Annotated in this window: 13 protein-coding genes; 6 read left to right on the top strand and 7 right to left on the bottom strand. The window is 63.4% G+C overall.

Annotated elements, in window-relative coordinates; translation table 11 throughout:
* Positions 1-71 precede the first annotated feature (71 nt).
* The 4 genes from ACREP4_RS06700 to ACREP4_RS06685 all read left to right on the top strand — a co-directional run bounded on the left by ACREP4_RS06700 (position 72) and on the right by ACREP4_RS06685 (position 7,314).
* On the top strand, positions 72-2,753 hold the full coding sequence (locus ACREP4_RS06700) for a polysaccharide deacetylase family protein (protein WP_431595402.1): 2,682 nt from the start codon (positions 72-74) through the stop codon (positions 2,751-2,753).
* Between the two features lie 3 nt (positions 2,754-2,756).
* On the top strand, positions 2,757-4,106 hold the full coding sequence (gene mnmE, locus ACREP4_RS06695) for a tRNA uridine-5-carboxymethylaminomethyl(34) synthesis GTPase MnmE (RefSeq protein ID WP_431595401.1): 1,350 nt from the start codon (positions 2,757-2,759) through the stop codon (positions 4,104-4,106).
* Between the two features lie 406 nt (positions 4,107-4,512).
* Positions 4,513-6,126 (top strand): ATP-binding cassette domain-containing protein, encoded by a 1,614-nt coding sequence (locus ACREP4_RS06690; RefSeq protein ID WP_431595400.1) that lies wholly within the window; start codon positions 4,513-4,515, stop codon positions 6,124-6,126.
* 135 nt (positions 6,127-6,261) lie between these two features.
* Positions 6,262-7,314, top strand: coding sequence for a glycerophosphodiester phosphodiesterase (locus tag ACREP4_RS06685; RefSeq protein ID WP_431595399.1), 1,053 nt, complete (start codon positions 6,262-6,264; stop codon positions 7,312-7,314).
* Positions 7,315-7,374: 60 nt separating this feature from the next.
* On the opposite strand, the gene ACREP4_RS06680 is transcribed toward ACREP4_RS06685, so the two are convergent.
* Together ACREP4_RS06680 and ACREP4_RS06675 are read right to left on the bottom strand one after the other, a co-directional pair.
* Complete coding sequence (locus ACREP4_RS06680) at positions 7,375-8,154, bottom strand: rhomboid family intramembrane serine protease (RefSeq protein ID WP_431595398.1); 780 nt, start codon at positions 8,152-8,154, stop codon at positions 7,375-7,377.
* A 97-nt stretch (positions 8,155-8,251) separates the two neighbouring features.
* On the bottom strand, positions 8,252-9,208 hold the full coding sequence (locus ACREP4_RS06675) for a TerC family protein (RefSeq protein WP_431595750.1): 957 nt from the start codon (positions 9,206-9,208) through the stop codon (positions 8,252-8,254).
* 281 nt (positions 9,209-9,489) lie between these two features.
* On the opposite strand from ACREP4_RS06675, the gene ACREP4_RS06670 reads away from it, so the two are divergent.
* Both ACREP4_RS06670 and ACREP4_RS06665 read left to right on the top strand, forming a co-directional pair.
* Positions 9,490-10,659, top strand: coding sequence for a class I SAM-dependent rRNA methyltransferase (locus ACREP4_RS06670; protein ID WP_431595397.1), 1,170 nt, complete (start codon positions 9,490-9,492; stop codon positions 10,657-10,659).
* A 186-nt stretch (positions 10,660-10,845) separates the two neighbouring features.
* Positions 10,846-12,087 (top strand): dipeptidase, encoded by a 1,242-nt coding sequence (locus ACREP4_RS06665; RefSeq protein ID WP_431595396.1) that lies wholly within the window; start codon positions 10,846-10,848, stop codon positions 12,085-12,087.
* Between the two features lie 313 nt (positions 12,088-12,400).
* Here the strand turns inward: ACREP4_RS06665 and ACREP4_RS06660 are convergent, their stop codons facing one another.
* From ACREP4_RS06660 to ACREP4_RS06640, 5 genes are all read right to left on the bottom strand, one after another.
* A complete protein-coding gene (locus tag ACREP4_RS06660; RefSeq protein WP_431595395.1) occupies positions 12,401-13,189 on the bottom strand; it encodes a DNA adenine methylase in 789 nt (262 codons plus the stop codon).
* A gap of 144 nt (positions 13,190-13,333) precedes the next feature.
* Complete coding sequence (locus ACREP4_RS06655) at positions 13,334-15,388, bottom strand: phage tail protein (protein ID WP_431595394.1); 2,055 nt, start codon at positions 15,386-15,388, stop codon at positions 13,334-13,336.
* A gap of 268 nt (positions 15,389-15,656) precedes the next feature.
* Positions 15,657-16,214, bottom strand: a complete 558-nt coding sequence (locus ACREP4_RS06650) for a sulfotransferase family 2 domain-containing protein (protein WP_431595393.1) — start codon at positions 16,212-16,214, stop codon at positions 15,657-15,659.
* Entirely contained in the window at positions 16,211-17,272 is a 1,062-nt protein-coding gene (locus ACREP4_RS06645; protein ID WP_431595392.1) for a hypothetical protein, read from the bottom strand. Before ACREP4_RS06645 ends, ACREP4_RS06650 begins: the two co-directional genes overlap by 4 nt.
* Positions 17,262-17,561, bottom strand: coding sequence for a hypothetical protein (locus tag ACREP4_RS06640; RefSeq protein ID WP_431595391.1), 300 nt, complete (start codon positions 17,559-17,561; stop codon positions 17,262-17,264). The genes ACREP4_RS06645 and ACREP4_RS06640 overlap by 11 nt, the downstream gene beginning before the upstream one ends.
* Between the last annotated feature and the right edge of the window lie 363 nt (positions 17,562-17,924).

The following is a 17,924-nucleotide window of genomic DNA, read 5'->3' as shown; positions in this document are numbered from 1 at the left end:
CCGCAAGGCGGGCTTTTCGCATGCGGCGTTAGAATCGCCGGCACCGTCTGTTGCTGAAGCCTGAGTCCGCCATGCCCCGTGTGTCGTTGTCGCCCCGCCTGTTGTTGCCCTCGCTGCTGCTGACCCTGGCCATTGCCGCCTGCAGCAGGAACGAAGGCGCGGCCCCGGCGTTGGAGACGGTGACCCAGCCCAGCGCGCAGGCCGCTGCGGCAGCCGATCCGGCGGCGGCGCCGTTGCTGACATCGCTGCAGAAGCAGTTGGATGGGCATCGCCGGATCATCGTGTTGTTGGCCGATGAAACGCAGCAGTCGGCAGCAGACCGCAACACGTCCAGCCGCGTGGGGCAGCAGTTGTTCCATGACGGGCTGGAGCAGCGCGTCGCCATCGCCGGCCAGTTCGACACGTTGCTGCGCAGTGCGAGTCCACAGCGTTTTGCCACGCTGGGCACGGTGCTGGATTACGTTGAATCGTCGCCGGAGTTGTACGACGCGGATCGGTTGGCGTTCCGCGAAATACTGCGCGATCTGCATGAGCGCGTCGGTGCGGATTCGTCGCTGCCGGCAGTGAAGCTGCACCAGCGCATCGGCGAAGACCTGGAAGCGCTTGATGAGATCGAGCGCAACTACAACCAGGAAATCACCCGCATTTTCAGCCGTTTCGAGCGCACCCGCGCCATCGAACTGAAGCGCGAAAAGTGGGACGACTACATTGCGCATCTACAGACGCAGTACAGCCGCGAGGCGATCCTGCGCGACTACGGCGTGATCGAGCCGTATCCGATGTCGATGAAGGACAGCGAGCGCGAGATCTTCGGCCGCGACCTGCCGGCGAAAACCGTGGTGCTCACTTTCGATGATGGCCCGCACAAGGCCTATACCGATGAAGTGGTGGCCATCCTCAAGCGTTACGACGTGCCCGGCGTGTTCTTTGAAGTGGGCCGCAATCTCGGCGCGGTGCAGGCCGATGGCAAGGTGAAGTTGGGGCCGATGGCCGGCATCAGCCGCAATCTGATGGAACAGGGCTATGCGGTGGGCAACCACAGCCTCACCCATGCGCAGTTGTCGCGCACCAGCGGCGACGCGCTGCGCGAACAGGTGCTGGATACCGACACCTTGCTCAAAGGCGTGGATAACCGGCGTGCGCCGCTGTTCCGCTTTCCGTATGGCGCGCGCAATGCAGAAGGCCTGCAGTTGCTGGGCGAGGCCGGGTTGAAGTCGATCATGTGGAACATCGATTCGATGGACTGGGCCGACCCGGTGCCGGAGTCGATCGTGCAGCGCGTGGTGGACCAGGTGCAGAAGGAACAGAAGGGCATCATCCTGTTCCATGACATCCACGACCGTGCGGTAAAAGCGCTGCCGCAGATTCTGGATCGGCTGATTGCCGACGGCTATCAATTCGCCGGTTGGAATGGCCGCGATTTCAGCGTCAGCCGCGCGCGCAAGGGCGCGAGCAATGATGCCACCGTCACCACCGGTTACGAAAAATCGTGGGCGATCGTCATCGGCATCGATGAGTACGCCAAATGGCCGCAGCTCGAATACGCCAGCCACGACGCGCAGGCCATCGCCGATACATTGACCGGCAGGTTCGGTTTCCCGTCGTCGCAGGTGATCGTGCTGAAGAACCAGCAGGCCACGCGCAACAACATTCTGGCCGCGTTCCATGACCGTCTGGCTGATGAGCGCACCGGCAAGAACGACCGTGTGTTCGTGTTCTTCGCCGGCCACGGTGCCACCCGCCAGCTCGCCTCCGGGCGCGACCTGGGTTACATCATTCCGGTGGATTCAGATCCCAACGAATTCGCCACCGACGCCATCGCGATGACCGATATCCAGAACATCGCCGAAAGCATGCAGGCCAAGCACGTGATGTTTGTGATGGACGCCTGCTACAGCGGCTTGGGTCTGACCCGCGGTGGGCCATCGTCGTCAGCATTCCTGCGTGAGAACGCACGCCGCAGCGCGCGGCAGATGCTGACTGCCGGTGGCGCCGATCAACAAGTGGCTGACAGTGGCCCGAATGGCCATTCGATCTTTACCTGGGTGCTGCTGCAGGCACTTGGCGGCAAGGGTGACCTCAATGGCGACGGTTTGATCACCGGCACCGAACTGGCGGCGTATGTGGCACCGGCGGTATCGGCCGTGTCGCGACAGACGCCGGCGTTCGGCAGTTTGCCGGGTTCGCAGGGCGGTGAATTCGTGTTCCAGGTGCCGGACAGCCAGGAATACCTCACCGCCGATACGCGCCAGCTGTCGGCCGATGCCATTGCCTTGAACAACCGCGTCGACGCGGTGCAGGACGCCAAGAGCGAAGGCGAAACGCCGGTGACCGTGGCCGATCTGCAGGGCGGCAAGAACACCTTGGTGGTGCCGGCAGCCGCGCCGACATCGGACCGCCAGCGCGCGCAGCAGGCCAATGATCGTGGCCTGCAGTTGTACCGCGAGAAGCGCTACGACGAAGCCGTCGCCCAGTTCACCGAAGCCTTGAAGTTGCGCCCGGATTTCGCCCAGGCGGCCAACAACTTGGGCTTCGTCTACTACCGCCAGCAGCGTTACGCCGAAGCAGCGCGTTGGCTGGAGAACACCTTGAAGATCGATCCCTCGCGCGCGGTGGCGTATCTCAACCTGGGCGATGCGTACTTCAACGCTGGCGACAACGCCAAGGCCAAGCAGGCCTATAGCACCTACCTGGAGCTGCAGCCGCAGGGCAGCGGCGCGGCGCAGGCCCGTTCGCAACTGCAGAAGCTGTAAACCATGAGCCACTTGTCCACAGGCGAAACCATCGTTGCCATTGCCAGCGGCGCGGCCGCTGGCGGCGTCGGCATGCTGCGTGTATCGGGCCCGCAATCGCTGCCTATCGCGGTTGCGCTGGGTTGCCCACAACTCAAACCACGGCACGCGCACTACGCAAAATTCCGCGATGCGTCCGCTGATGTGATCGATGACGGCATCGCCCTGTATTTCCCGGGTCCGCGCAGCTTTACCGGCGAAGACGTGGTGGAACTGCAGGGCCACGGCAGCCCGGTGGTCTTGCGGCAACTGCTGGCGCGCTGCATCGAACTGGGCGCACGTCAGGCGCGTGCCGGTGAGTTCAGCGAGCGCGCATTCCTCAACGGCAAATTGGATCTGGCCCAGGCCGAAGCCATTGCCGATCTGATTGCTGCCGGTGATGTGCGTGCAGCGCGCGCGGCACGGCGTTCGCTCGATGGCGTGTTCTCACGCCGCGTGGAAGAAGTGGGCGAGCAACTGGTGCGTCTGCGCATCCATGTTGAAGCGGCCATTGATTTTGCCGACGAACCGCTGGATACCCTGGGTGGCGCGCAGGTGCGTGCCGGTGTGGAGCAGGCGCGCGCCTTGCTGGCGCAACTGCGCGTGGATGCCGAGCGTGGCCGCAAGTTGCGCGATGGTTTGCACGCAGTGCTGATCGGCCCGCCCAACGCCGGCAAGAGTTCGTTGCTCAATGCGCTGGCTGGCAGCGAGCGCGCCATCGTCACTGATATCGCCGGCACCACCCGCGACACGCTGCGCGAAACCATCCGCATCGACGGGCTGGAACTGGAGCTGGTGGATACCGCCGGCCTGCGCGAAGGCGGCGACGCCATCGAACGCGAAGGCATGCGTCGCGCCCGCGCGGAAATGCAGCGCGCGGACCTCGCCATCGTGGTGCTGGATGCACGCGATCCCGAAGCCGGTCGTCAGGCGATTGGTGATGCGGCGGCACAGGCCGCGCGGCAGCTGTGGATATTCAACAAAAGTGATCTGTTGCCGCAGTGGCCACAGGCACTGGGTGAAGACAGCATCGCGTTGTCGGCCGCCAGCGGCGAAGGCCTGGAACAGCTGCACGCGCGCCTGCGCGAGATTGCCAGTGATGGAGCAGGCGAGGGCATGCAGGGGGAGTTCTCTGCACGACTGCGCCATGTCGAAGCCATCATGCTTGCGGCCGAGCATCTGGAAATGGCGGCCACACAGCTGCAGTACGACCACCTCGAACTGGCAGCCGAAGAACTGCGGCTGGCGCACGACGCACTGGGCGAGATCACCGGGCGGATGACCGCGGATGATCTGCTGGGGAAGATTTTTTCGAGCTTCTGCATCGGCAAGTAGGGGCACGGACCCCGATGCACTGCTCTGAAGCCCCTCTCCCCTGGCGGGAGAGGGGTTGGGGAGAGGGGAAGGGAGCGCAGAAAGCCATCTCTGGGCGCTCAGCTGGAAAAGCTTTTGATTCGGTTCTGACGAGTTTTTCCGAGGCCGCTACGCGGGCAGCTTCGCTGCTCCCCCTCTCCCCAACCCCTCTCCCGCCAGGGGAGAGGGGCTTCAAGCCGAAGCGCCGTAGTTCCGGCCCGAAGTGACACATTCAGCCTCCCCGCAGTAGCCTATCCACCGTTACGGGATCCCCCCGCCTGCGGAGTCAGTCCAATGCGCCATTGATGCCACCGTCTGAATGACGGTCCCTTTCAGTCCCTGCTGCCATTGAGCGGCCGGGTGCTTTAGGCATCGATGGAAACAACGCATGACTACGACCGTATCGGTGACGCTGGACAGCGTCGCTTGGCACACGCCTGATGGGCGCTGCCTTTTCTCCGACCTCAACGCGCAGTTCGACGCCCGCCCCACGGGCCTGGTCGGACGCAATGGTGTGGGTAAATCCGTCTTGGCACAGCTGCTCGCAGGCTTGCGCGAACCCAGCGCCGGGCAATGCCGGCGCATCGGTCGGGTGCATTACCTGGCCCAGCAGGTGGCTGCGCCCGTCGGCCAACGCGTAGCTGAACTTGCTGCTGTGGATAACGTGGTGGATGCATTGCGCAGGATCGAGGCGGGCAGCACGCAGCAAGCCGATTTCGACGTCGTCGGCGAGCAATGGACCATACGCGACAACCTGCAGCACGCCTTGGCCGAAGCGGGCCTGCAAGGTGTGGATGTTGATACGCCTGTGGACAACTTGAGTGGCGGGCAGCGTATGCGCGTAGCGCTGGTCGGTGCACTGCTGCAGCCGGCGGAGCTTTTGATTCTGGATGAGCCCAGCAATCACCTCGATCTGACCGGCCGCTACTGGCTGCAGCAGCAATTGGCACTGCGCGGGCAGGGCTATCTATTGATCAGCCACGACCGGCTGCTGCTGCAACAGGTGCAGCGCATCGTCGAGTTGTCGCCGCAGGGGCTGCGCAGCTACGGCGGCAATTACGAAAGTTATGCACAGGCGCGCGCTGCCGACAGCGCCGCCGCGGAAACCCAGTTGCAGCAACGGCGGCAGGAACGTCGCAAAGGCGAGCTCGCATTGCAGGCACAGCGTCAACGCTTGGAACAGCGCAGCGCGCGCGGCAATCGCGAAGCGGCCACGGCCAACCAGGCGCCGATCCTGCTTGGCCTGCAACGCCAACGCGCGCAGGCCAGCGTAGGAAAGGCCAAGCAACAGCTGCTGCAGCGGCACGAAACGCTGCACGATGCGGTGCGTCAGGCGCAGGCGCTGATCGACGAACCAGCACCGGTGCTGTTGCCGCCCGTGCTGGAAAAGACCGCGCCCGAATGGGTCGCTCGGCTGCAGCAAGTACAGCTGCCGTATGTCGCCGAGCCGCTGCGTGTTTTGGACCTGGCGGTGCGCCGGGGCGAGCGCGTCGCGGTCAGCGGCATCAATGGCGCCGGCAAATCGACGCTGTTGAAAGTACTCGCCGGCCAGCTGGCGCCACGCGCAGGTGAAGTGCAATTGCATGTGCCGGTGGCATTGCTGGATCAACAACTGCAGCTGCTGCCCGGCCACCTGAGTGCCTTGCAAGGCGTACGCGCGCGCAATCCACAGATGGACGAAGGCGAGCTGCGCAGCCGGTTGTCATTGCTCGGCTTGGATGCAACCCAAGTGCAGCTGCCTTCGGCGCAGCTCAGCGGTGGGCAACGACTGAAGGCCGCATTGGCGTGTGCGTTGTATGCCGACCCACCGGCGCAGTTGTTGCTGCTGGACGAGCCCGGCAATCACCTCGACCTGGATGCGCTGGCGGCGCTGGAATCGCTACTGCGGCAGTACACCGGCACCTTGGTGGTGGTGTCGCATGACGAAGCCTTTCTGCAGGCCGTCGGAATCAGCGCGCGGTTGCAGGCCACGGCGGACGGTTGGCAGTGGCAACCGTCCTGAAGCTGCGCCGCGCAAGGACATCGTGACGTCATATGTCGACGACACACTGCCGCCTCTTTCTGCAGGTGGCGCCGTTGTGCGCGATGGAGTGAACGGGTGTCCAAGTGGCGTGGGTGGTTGCTGGTGAGCGGGGTCATGGCATTCTGCGGGGCAATGGAAACCCACGCCGCGCCACGTTATCCACAGGTCTCGGTGTACGCGCACCGGGGCGCCAGCGCCTTGCTGCCGGAGCACACGCTGGCCGCTTATGCACAGGCCATCGCCGACGGCGCCGACTACATCGAGCCGGATCTGGTGATGACCAAGGACGGGGTGATGGTGGCCCGTCACGAGAACGAAATCGGCTCGACCACCGACGTCGCCACGCGCGCTGAATTTGCCGACCGTCGCACCCGCAAGGTGATCGACGGGCAGACCGAGGAAGGCTGGTTCACCGAAGACTTCACCCTGGCCGAGTTGAAGACGCTGTACGCCCGCGAGCGCTTGCCGCAGGTACGCGGCACTGCGTTCGACGGGCAGTTCCGCATCGCTTCACTGGACGAAATCATCGCCTTCCTGGTGCAGCAGGCCGGGCGCGCAAACCGCGGCATCGGCCTGGCACCGGAGATCAAGCACGGCAGCTATTTCCAGGGCATCGGTCTGCCGATGGAAGACAAGCTCCTGGCGACGTTGCGAGGCAATGCCTACACCAAGGTCGCGCCGATGCTGCTGCAGTCGTTCGAGACCGCCAACCTGCGCGCGCTGCGGGCCGAGCTGGGCGCCAGCTCCAACATCCGCCTGCTGCAGTTGCTGGGCGACCCCAAGGACAGGCCGGCCGATGTCGCGCTGGTCAATGGTTCACTGACGTATGCACAGATGATGACGCCGGCCGGGCTGCGCGATATCGCCACCTACGCCGACGCGATTGGCGCGGAGAAGGGCGCGGTGGTGCCGGTGGATGCACAGGGCAAGCTGGCCGCGCCGACGGCATTGGTCGCCGATGCACACGCGGCTGGCCTGCAAGTGGTGGTCTATACGTTCCGCCCGGAGAATCCGTTCCTGCCGTCGGCGTTGCGCCTGGGCGAGGAGACCGCGCGCAATCCGGAGGCATCCGTGGCCGAGATGCGGGTGTTTCTGCAGGCGGGGATTGATGCCTTGTTTACCGACGATCCGGCGCTGGGGCGTCGGGCGGTGGATGGCGTTCTCTAGGGAGCGGGGTGTTTGGGTTGAGGGGCGTAGAAGCTACCCCTCCCACCAACCAGCACCAACCTACTGCGGACCATCCGGCTCCCGCCGCCGCAACGGCACCACCACGTCGTAGTCCCGGCCTTCGCGCGGTTGCCACAGCACGGGCACCTGGCCCGGCGCCGGTGGCTCCAGCTCGTTGTCTGCCAGCGGCTGCACGTCATCCTCTTCCTCGTCTTCCCAGCTGTAGCGCTTGCGCGCGGCCATCGGGTCGGCGTGGCGGAACATCAATGCGGCGATCAGGCCGGCGGCGGCGCCGCCCATATGCGATTGCCAGGACACGCCCGGCTCGTGCGGCAGGATGGTGATCAGCATGCTGCCGTAGAACAGGAAGCCGATCATGCTCGCGGCGATGGCCTGGCGGTCACGGCGCAACAGGCCCAGCACGAACACCAGGAACATCAGGCCGTGGGTCACGCCACTGGCGCCCAGATGGTGGCTGCCGATATCGCCCAGCAACCAGGCGCCCAGGCCGGAACCTATCCACAGCAAGGGCAGCGCGCGCAGCGTGGCCTGTGGATAAACACTGCCGGCCAGCGTGCCCAGAATCAGCAGGGCCACCGCATTGGCGGCCAGGTGTTCGATGGAGCCGTGCAGCAGCGGCGCGCCCAGCAAGCCGAGCAGGCCGCTGGTTTCCAATGGCGCTACCGACCATGCCCGCCAGTCCCAGCCACTGCTTTGGACGGCGAATATCGCCACCAACAGCAGCACGAAACCCAGGCTCAGGTTGAAGGCGCGCAGCACGCGGCTGCGGTCATTGCGGGCCGGCGCGGTGCCGGTGTCAGGCGCGATTTGCGTATCCATGACATCAGAACTTGCGGCAGCCCCCGCGATTGCAAGGGGGCCGCATTCGGGAACAGGCGTGCCACCAACGGGACAATCCCGCCGGTGGCACGAGGCATCAGCCGTGATTCTGCTTCGGCGGAATCTTCAGGCTCAGGACCATGGTGGCGACCAGGATCGCTGCAACCACGCCCAGCGACACCGGCACCGGGATCTTGTACAGGTCGATCAGCAGCATCTTGGTGCCGATGAACGCCAGGATCACCGCCAGGCCGTACGGCAGCAGGTGGAAGCGGTCGGCCATGCCGGCCAGCAGGAAGAACATCGCGCGCAGGCCCAGCACCGCGAACACGTTCGAGGTCAGCACGATGAACGGGTCGGTGGTGATGGCGAAGATGGCCGGGATCGAGTCCACCGCGAAGATCACGTCGGTGACCGCGATCAGGATCAGCACCACGAACATCGGGGTGAACCAGCGCACGCCGTCCTTCTCGGTAACCAGGCGGTTGCCGTTGTATTCGTGGCTGATGCGCAGGTGCTTGCGCATGAACTTCAGCGCCGGGTTGTTATCCAGGCTGGGTTCTTCGCCCGCGGCAGTCCACATCTTCCAGCCGGTAAACAGCAGGAACGCGCCGAACACGTACAGCAGCCAATGGAACTGGCTGACCAGCACGGTGCCGGCAAAGATCATGATCGTGCGCAGCGCGATGGCGCCCAGGATACCGATGATCAACACGCGCTGGCGCTGTGTCTCAGGCACCGCGAAGTAGCCCATGATCAGCAGGAACACGAAGATGTTGTCGACCGCCAGGGCCTTCTCGATCAGGTAACCGGTCAGGAACTGCAGGCCCACTTCATTGGCCACGGCCACGCCGGCGGTTTCATGCAGGTAGTACCAGAGGCCGGCATTGAAGGCCAAGGCCAGCGCCACCCAGCCCAGCGACCACAGCAGGGCCTCCTTGAAGGTGACCTTGTGCGGGCCGCCGTGGCGCATCAGCACCAGGTCGATCAACAGGGCAGCGATGACGACGGCAATGAAGCCGCCCCAAAGCCAGGGGTTACCAATTGTCTGAATCATGGGGATTTCCGGTCATGTGAGGGTTCTTGGGGCCACATGGGCCAAGAGCTGGACACGGAATCAGAGGAGACCGGGGACAGAGCTTCGCCAATGCGGCGAAGGTCTTGCTCACAGTTCCGGCGGTCGGAACTGCCGTTGCACCGGAGCCTTGCGGCTCGAATTGACGGCGACAACGTCTGGGAGCTACTCCCCTTCTGGGGCTGAATACTGCGGCCTGTGCCCGCTACAGTCAATGAATGCCCCTCGGGACAGAGGCCCGGCACGGCTACAATAGCGCCATGAATACCCCACTCCCCGTCGTACGCCTGAAGAACGCGTGGCGCTCCAGCCACCCGTGGATTTTCCAGAAACTGGTTGAGAAGCCGACCGTCAAGCCCAAGTCGGGCACCATCGTCGACGTGGTCGGCGTGGACGAGGTGTGGATCGGCCGTGGTTTCTATAACGGTCATTCGCGTATCGCCGTGCGCATTCTGGAAACCGATCCGGATGTGGCGGTGGACCAGGCCTGGTTCTCGCGCAAGATCGCCAATGCCGTGTCGTTGCGTCGTGACGTGCTCAAGCTCGATGCGGTGTCCGACGCGTGGCGCGTTGTCCACAGTGAAGGCGATGGCTTGTCCGGCCTGGTCGTGGACCGTTATGCCGATCTGATCGTGGTCGAGTTCTTTGCCGCCGGCATGTTCCGCCACCGCGAGTGGATCCACGAAGCGCTGCGCGAACAGTTCCCGGGCTGCCGTTTCCACAGCTTCGCCGACGAACATGTGCAGAAGCAGGAAAGCTTTGATTTCCACGGCAACACCACCACCGAGCCGTCGGTGATCACCGAGTACGGCATCAAGTTCCGTGCCGACCCGGCCGGCGCGCACAAGACCGGTTTCTTTGCTGACCAGCGCGAAAACCGTGAGTGGCTGAGCCAGCAGGTGGAAGGCAAGTCCGTGCTGGACCTGTGCTGCAACACCGGTGGCTTTGCGGTGTACGCCGCCGCGCGCGGCGCCAGCGAAGTGCTGGGCGTGGACATCGACCAGGACGTGATCCAGATCGCCAAGGGCAATGCGCGTTTGAACAACGCCAAGCCCAAGTTCGTGCAGGCCGACATCTTCCCGTGGCTGCGTGACGCGGCCAACCGCGGCGAGCAGTACGACGTGGTGATTCTGGACCCGGCCAAGATGACCCGCGACCGCGACCAGGTCATCACCGCGCTGAAGAAGTACCTGGACATGAACAAGCTGGCACTGGGCGTGGTAAAGCCGGGCGGCTTGTTCGCCACGTTCTCGTGCACCGGTCTGGTGGCCGAGGATCAGTTCCTGGACATGCTGCGTCGCGCGGCGTTCTATTCCAACCGCACCATCCAGATCCTCAAGGTGGCCGGCGCCGGCCCGGATCATCCGTTCATGGCGCACGTGCAGGAATCGCGTTACCTCAAGGCCGTGTTCTGCCGCGTGGTGGATTGATCGCTACGCAGCGGTAGAGCGGAGCCATGCTCGGCAGCGGCGTCGCCAGCGAAAAGCCGCTCTCACCCCAACCCCTCTCCCGTGTACGGGAGAGGGGTTGAAGCCCCAGCTCCCATGCCGTCCGTCACTGGCCGGCTGCGGCTTCACAGCGCTAAGGTCGGGCCTTTCCATTTACGGTGAGGCCTCATGACGCTGCGTCCCCTGTCTTTGTTGGTATCCCTGTCGCTGTGCTGGCCGTTGGCTGCCTCGGCGGTGGAGTTCAGCCAGGCCGAACTGGCCAAGGCCAGTGCGTTGCAGCAGACGCTGCTCACCCTGGATTCGCATCTGGATACGCCGGCCAACTTCGCCCGGCCGGATTTCAACATCATGCAGCGGCATGACCACAACGCGCTGTCGCAGGTGGATTACCCGCGCATGGTGGAAGGCGCGCTGGATGGTGGTTTTTTCGCCATTTACACCGATCAGGGCGACCGCACGCTGGCCGCGCACCGCGCCGAGCGTGACCACGGCCTGCAGCGGATGATGCAGATCCACGAAATGCTGGCCGCCAATCCGGACAAATTCCAGCTGGCCCTCACCGCCGACGATGCGGCGCGCATCAAGGCCGCCGGCAAGCGCGTGGTCTACATCAGCATGGAGAACGGCAGCCCGTTGGTGGCTGACCCGTCATTGCTGAGCTTCTACTACACGGCCGGCCTGCGGCTGTTGTCGACGGTGCACTTCGCCAACAACGAATTCGCCGACTCGGCCACCGACCCCAAGGGCGCCGAATGGCAGGGCCTGAGCCCGGCCGGCAAAGCGCTGGTCAATGAAGCGGTGAAGCTGGGCATCGTCATCGACCAGTCGCACGCCTCCGATGCGGTGTTCGACAACCTCGTCGAGATGATGCCGGTGCCGTTCATCCTGTCGCACAGCTCGGCCAAGGCGATCTTCGACCACCCGCGCAATCTGGATGACGCGCGTCTGCGTCAGCTGGCGGCCAAGGGCGGGGTGGTCCAGGCCAATGCGTACGGCGGTTATCTGGTGGACGAAACCAAGAGCGCCGAACGCAAGCAGGCCGAAGACGAACTGGAAAAGCGCCTGGGCGGTTGGGACAACATGACCATGGCCAAGGGCGTGGAGTTGGCCAAGGCGATGGCCGAACTGGATCAGAAGTTCCCGCGCCGCAAAGCCACGCTGGAGGATTTCTTCGAGCACTTCGGCCACATGCTCGATGTGGTGGGCCCGGACCACGTCGGCATCGGCATGGATTGGGATGGCGGCGGCGGCGTGATCGGTATGGAAGATGCCGCCGACCTGCCCAAGATCACCGCGTGGATGCAGCGCCGGGGTTTGAGCGATGCGCAGATCGCCAACATCTGGAGCGGCAACGTGCTGCGGGTGATGCGTCAGGCGCAGGATTACGCAGCGAAGCATGCTGCCAAGTGATGTTCGTGGGGGGCGGTGAAACTCCGCCTGCTGAGCGAAGCGCAGCCCTCCCCAAGCCTCCCCTTGCCTTCGGCAAAGGGAGCGGACGGATCCCGCGATCTTTCTGATCCGGCGAACGTTCAGATGGCAGCGAACCCGCTTTTCCCCCTCCCTTGGGCCGAAGGCGGAGGGGAGGGCCGGGGAGGGTGCTCTTGAAGTCATCCCACATGTAACGGCGCGCGATAAATCGCCCGCCACTACTGAGATAAATGACCCCCGGCCTGAATTGCCGGGGGCGCAATGAAATTGCACAGGGGGAAATTCTACCCCGGGCTCAGAGCAAGGCCGCCTGCCGGTCATCCCATGACTTGATGATCAACTCCCCGGCGACCGTGTCCCGTCCCTCCCGGCCGAGGGTGTAGCGCAGCTGCAGGGGGATCAGGGCAAAGCCATCGAACACCCGCCTGATCTCCGGGTGGTCGTTGATCGACAGCACGACCTTGCCCTGGGCGGCCCGCATCCAGTCCGCCATGCGCTCGTACTCGCTGAAGGGGAAGTCGACGCCATAGCCCTCGGTCTCCCAGTACGGCGGGTCCAGGTAGTGCAGCGTCGCAGGCCGGTCGTAGCGCTCCACCACCTCATGCCACGGGCCATGCTCAACGATGACGCTGGCCAGACGTAGGTGGACGGCACTCAGCTCCTCCTCGATGCGCAGCAGGTTGAGGCGGGGACCACCGCTGGCCACGTAGCCGAAGCTCTGCCCGTGAACCTTGCCGCCGAACGCCAGCTTCTGGAGGTAGTAGAACCGGGCTGCACGCTGGATATCTGTCAGCGTCTCAGGGCGCTCCATCTGGGCCCACTCGAACATCTGCCGGCTCACCAATGCCCAGCGGAACTGGCGGATGAACTCCTCCAGATGGTGCCGGAGACACCGGTACAGGCGCACCAGCTCGCCATTGATGTCGTTGATGACCTCCACGGGGGCTGGATAGGGACGCATAAGCAGCGCGGCCGCCCCGCCTGCGAACGCCTCGACGTAGCACTCATGGGCCGGAAAGTGTGGGTATAGGTGCTTGATCAACCGGCGCTTGCCGCCGGGCCAAGGGATCACGGGATTGGGCATGTCTCATCCTTTGCGATAGAAGTCACCGAGACTGCAGTCGCTTCGCGGAGCAGCAGGGCCTCGGCTAATGCCAGGTGGTGAGATCACCTGTGTTGCGGTGGTGGCCCGACACTTGCCGGTGTCGGGCCACCGCCCTGTCTTGCGTTACGGCGGTGGTGCCGGGGTATATGCGGCCGTGTGTTTGAAGGCCTGCAGGCTGGTGATCCCGTCACGCTCGCTCTCGACCTCGATGCGTACCTGGCCAGCTGCAGCCGGGACATAGCTGGCGCTCGTTCCGGTAATTCCGGGCGTCGTGTTGACCAGGACATCATCCAGATACCAGCGGACCGTGTACGTGGTGCCAGGCTCGGGCCCGATGCTGGGCAGTGTCTGGTCGACCAGCTGGTCGACCTGGGCACGCCGGTCTCGGTGGGCCCAGGCCACGTCGGCCGTTGCCTCAATGGCTACCGGCGACGCCAGGCCGTTGATCAGCACCGCTGCCGGTGGGTAGGGCCGGGCCGCACGGCCCACAAAATCGACTGTCATGGGAACTGCTGCGGCCAGATCCAGCTGCGCAGTGCCGGTGTTGGTGAGCAATTTGATTTCGAGGGAGTCGCCGTCGGAGTACTCGACCATGTCGGACCCGGCGAAGTCGTCATAGGCCCAGATGCGAGATCCAGCGGCGTGTGCCACCGGCACCGTGTCCGCGCAGCCCCGGCCAAGGGTGATCGTGCTCGCTGCCAGGTTGATTGCGTCAATACGGACGATCTCAGCATCCCAGAGTGCGGCCGAGCCCAAGGTGATCTGAGCCTCGCGCATGAACACCCCAATGTGGACCACCGTTTCCTGAGCACCGATCCAATCGCTCCCCGGTACGCCGGCAACAATTGCCGAGGGACACCAGTCCGCTGTTGCGCTGACCTCAAATGCCGCACCACCGGCAGACACGGCCAGGCTGTAGTTGAGCCCGCCCTGAGACGGCTGGTGAGCTACGGCGAGCAGGTAGCCAACGTCCGCCGGCAGCACGTCGAGGTTGGCCCGATCCAGACTCTGGGCAAGCTCGACATACGGCGCTTCCATCGCAGCCTGCGCCGTGGCGGGGTAAGGCGTCGGATCCGGGCGTGTATCAACGCCTGGCTCAATTCCGATGAATGAGGTCTGCGGCAACCTGTAGATGTCCTGGGTGACCTTGACCCGCATAGCCCCGCTCTTGAGCGTGCCTGCCTGCTTGTCACCCAGCAGGCACACCATGTCGGCGACGCCGTACTTAGGGGTCTGCAGGCGGAAATACATGTTCGGGCGAAGGGCTCGCACCGCATCGGGCATACACACCAAGTCGAAAGCGATCTTTGGCGTTGCGGATGTACGAACGTCACGTGTGGCAATGATGAGCGCAAGTACTCCGCTCGGTATCTCGGGGTAATCCATCGATTGATGGATCACGCCGAACGCATCAATGAGCCCCAGAGCTTGCACCGCAGGCGTCATCACGCTCTCTTTCCGGCACGGGTCGAAGTACTTCACGCTCACCGAGTTGACCGCCCCATCGAGCGTGGCCGGCTGTGCCTCGAACGAAAGGATGTCGTCGTCGGTGATCACAGGCAGGCTGTCGAGGTCGTAGTCGCCCCGTGCGAGGTCGAGGTAGTACTGCCCGTCGACAAGGCTGCGGCTGACGCTGCCGCCGATCAGACGACAGATGCGCTGCTCGAACTCCTCGACGCTCTCTGCCTTTGATTCGTAGGACGTGCAGATGCCGAACCCCTCGTCGAACAGCTTGTCCGCTGCAGCCCGATAGCTCGCATCGTTCATGTTGGCGATGGGCTCACGGCCGATCTCGGGATGCGTGCGGACGTAGTAGAGCGCGTGGGCCGGGTTCATCGCCCAGTTGTCGGTGTTGAGGAACTTCCACTGCACGCGCGAACCGGCGTTCATGCTGACGTGCAGCAGTGGCTTGTTCGGTACGCTCAGCGGCGCGCCGCCGTCCCCGACCGGCGGTGTGTGCTCGGTGCCGAAGCGCTCGCGTTGGATGCGATAGCGGAGGATGTTGTCGCGGACGTAGGACAGCACGACGTCTGATGCCCCGATGTTGAACTGGCGGGCATCGTCCAAAGTAAGTTGAGGATAGAGCGTGCCGGCAGCTAGCGCAGTGGTCACCATCCCTGGCACAGTCGGGTCATACCAGCGCAGGTGCGCCGTGCCGGTGTCGTCCACCAGTGACAAGTGGGGATTTCCAACTTGGTCAAAGCTCAGGGAAAGTTCGCGCACCGGGGCCGTATGCGTGTGGAGGACCACCTCGGGCACTCCCTCGGCAGCCAAGTACACGACTTCATCGTCTGCCCTGGCTTGCCAGAGCCGGGCGAATAGGCCCTCAGAAGGATCTTGGATTGCTATTGGCCCCCAGTGTTGCGACACATCCTTCCTGCCGGTCCACGGGTGCAGTGTTCGGAGACCAATAGTGACGTCGGAGAGTCGGTTCTCGGGGATCATTTCAGAACCTGTAATCGAGGTTGAGCAGGTCGCCGCGATAGAACTCTGAAACCGCTCCCTTCAGGTCGGTATCGAAATAGCCCCGGTAGGGCTCCCGGTCACTGATGTTCACTCGGGGCAGTTCATCCAAGTCGATCTGCAACCGGTCCGCGATGTCGGCAATAGCCTCGTTGATCTGCTCGAACCGGTAGACCTTCGACACTCCTTCGATGAAAGTGGCCTGCGGCACTAGCCAACGATTTTCGCCTTGCCGCGCCAATTCCAGTGCATGCCACAGCGTGGCGCCTGGATTGATTGCGAAGCCGTCCAAGTGGCCTGCGCAGTAGCTGACAAAGCGATCGAAAGGGTTACGCACGAACGCGAAAGACCAGTAGTTCTCCAGTGGCAGATGAGTCACGGCTTCTGCTTCGCGGAGGGTGGCATGGAAGTCGCACATCGACTCTGCCTCGTAGGGCACGTCGTCTGCTTTGAGGCGGCGGTCCAGCAACAGGGAAAGCGACTGCGATGCGGTCTTCGGGACGGCAACATAGATCACGCCATATGGCTTAGAGATGATCATGGGCGGTTGGCCATCGCGTAAGTGAAAAGAAGATCGAGTTGCTTTGTCGAGATCTTTGGAATTTTGGGGGTGAAGCCTATTTGCCAGTCAGAATGGCCAAGGTTCACGTGCACCAGCCCGATGCCGCCAGCAATATTCCCTTCAAGGGGGAGCCAGGTCATCCGAAAAGTGCGCTGTTTTGAGTTCGCGACATATGCATCCGTGGTCATAGAAAACGGGATGTTGGCCGCTGGAGGACCCCGAAGTGCATCACCAGTTATTGCACCAATTGGACCCGCCGCCGCGTTGCTGGCGTACTGGGATCCGTAACCACTTTTTATAGCGTTCGGGGAGTAGCCGGGAATGACGAGGTTTGTCGCCGGCCCCCATCCGGCGTAGTTGTATGACCCGCCAAGGTTGTCGAAGTAATAAGGGCGGACCTCATAGTCAAAATTTGTGGGGGTTCCGTCGATGGTCAGTGACACGGTACCGGTGACTGAAGCCGGAACCCACTCGGTGTATTCCCAGATGATGTCCAAGTACTCAACCGCATTGTTCACCGCAATAGCGGTCGGGTTGGTGCTGGCATCGACCAGCAAACCACGTGCTCCAACCTGTGTGCCGGCACCAACGCCGCTGAGGGAGGTGCCAAACGAAATGGCGGCCTCGGCCACATTGACGTTCCCACCCCCCAAGGAGCCTGGCCCGAAGGTCATCCGATAGACAGTGCGCCAATAGACCTCGTTGTTCGCATTTGGAATGGTGCTTCGCGTCGTTACTTGAGAGACGACTGTGGCGGTCTTCCCCTTATACGACGCAAGCACGGTGTCTGTTTCCTGCGGCGGGGTATTCCCTTGGCCTGCGACCATCACCATCGTGGAAGCCGTGCCCTGCAGGAGCCGTGCGAATCCGGGCAGCGTGATTTTGTTGCGACCGAACGGGGCCTCACGAAGGATGCGACCAAACTGAACGATGTTGCCGAACCGGTCGTACACGTGCCCGGTATGGACCACCGGGCGGAATCGCCCCGTGCTACGCACCTTGATGGGCTTCAATCGGATTTGTTGGTTAGGGGACATAGAGAGCGCCTCCGGTAATTGTGAGGGTGGTGTTGGCTTCGTCAGCGTCGAACGTGCCAATGGGCGGGGTCGCCACAATGCCGCCTGAAACGCTCAGGCCAAGATTGGTGGCGTCGTATGTGTGTTGGGGAAGCGGAGTTAACAGTTGACCGCCGGTAACTGTCAGCCCTTGCTCAATGGCGTCCTGGAATTTCGGAGGCTGAACCTCAAACAGCTCTCCAGCGTTGATCGCTAGGCCCATCTCAGTCTCACTGGGCTGCATCGGCGATTCGTACAGCAACGTGTCCAACGACCCGCCTGTCACGGCCAGGCCAAGGCGCGCGTCGTCTGTGAGCATCGATGGGTACGGCAGCGACGTCGCATAGATGTACGGATCGCCACCGCTGCAGCTAGGCATCGGAATCGCGGCTTTGCCTGGATACCAGCATTCGCCATCCCACCCGGCCCGGATCTTCTCGATCTTGTGGCTCGCCTTCTGCGGATACCCAGGTAGTACACGTTCTGGCCACCCGCAGACTTTGCGCTGGCAGCGATCAGCACATCATCAGCAGCCTCGGCCCATGTCAGGCCTGTGCGACGGCCCTTCTCGCAAATCTTGAGCGGCGAGGGATCGGCAAGCCAACGCTGCTGGTAAGGCAGCAATACCGCCGGC

Source organism: Stenotrophomonas sp., from assembly GCF_050737575.1.
Lineage (GTDB): Bacteria > Pseudomonadota > Gammaproteobacteria > Xanthomonadales > Xanthomonadaceae > Stenotrophomonas.
Note: the sequence above shows the minus strand (reverse complement) of the source record. Positions and strands in the feature narration are given on the sequence as shown.

Coding starts and splice junctions, on each gene's coding strand:
- ACREP4_RS06680 (WP_431595398.1), bottom strand. CDS start 8,154: ATGGATACGCAAATCGCGCCTGACACCGGCACCGCGCCGGCCCGCAAT.
- ACREP4_RS06685 (WP_431595399.1), top strand. CDS start 6,262: ATGGCATTCTGCGGGGCAATGGAAACCCACGCCGCGCCACGTTATCCA.
- ACREP4_RS06645 (WP_431595392.1), bottom strand. CDS start 17,272: ATGTCCCCTAACCAACAAATCCGATTGAAGCCCATCAAGGTGCGTAGC.
- mnmE (WP_431595401.1), top strand. CDS start 2,757: ATGAGCCACTTGTCCACAGGCGAAACCATCGTTGCCATTGCCAGCGGC.
- ACREP4_RS06690 (WP_431595400.1), top strand. CDS start 4,513: ATGACTACGACCGTATCGGTGACGCTGGACAGCGTCGCTTGGCACACG.
- ACREP4_RS06700 (WP_431595402.1), top strand. CDS start 72: ATGCCCCGTGTGTCGTTGTCGCCCCGCCTGTTGTTGCCCTCGCTGCTG.
- ACREP4_RS06660 (WP_431595395.1), bottom strand. CDS start 13,189: ATGCCCAATCCCGTGATCCCTTGGCCCGGCGGCAAGCGCCGGTTGATC.
- ACREP4_RS06665 (WP_431595396.1), top strand. CDS start 10,846: ATGACGCTGCGTCCCCTGTCTTTGTTGGTATCCCTGTCGCTGTGCTGG.
- ACREP4_RS06670 (WP_431595397.1), top strand. CDS start 9,490: ATGAATACCCCACTCCCCGTCGTACGCCTGAAGAACGCGTGGCGCTCC.
- ACREP4_RS06650 (WP_431595393.1), bottom strand. CDS start 16,214: ATGATCATCTCTAAGCCATATGGCGTGATCTATGTTGCCGTCCCGAAG.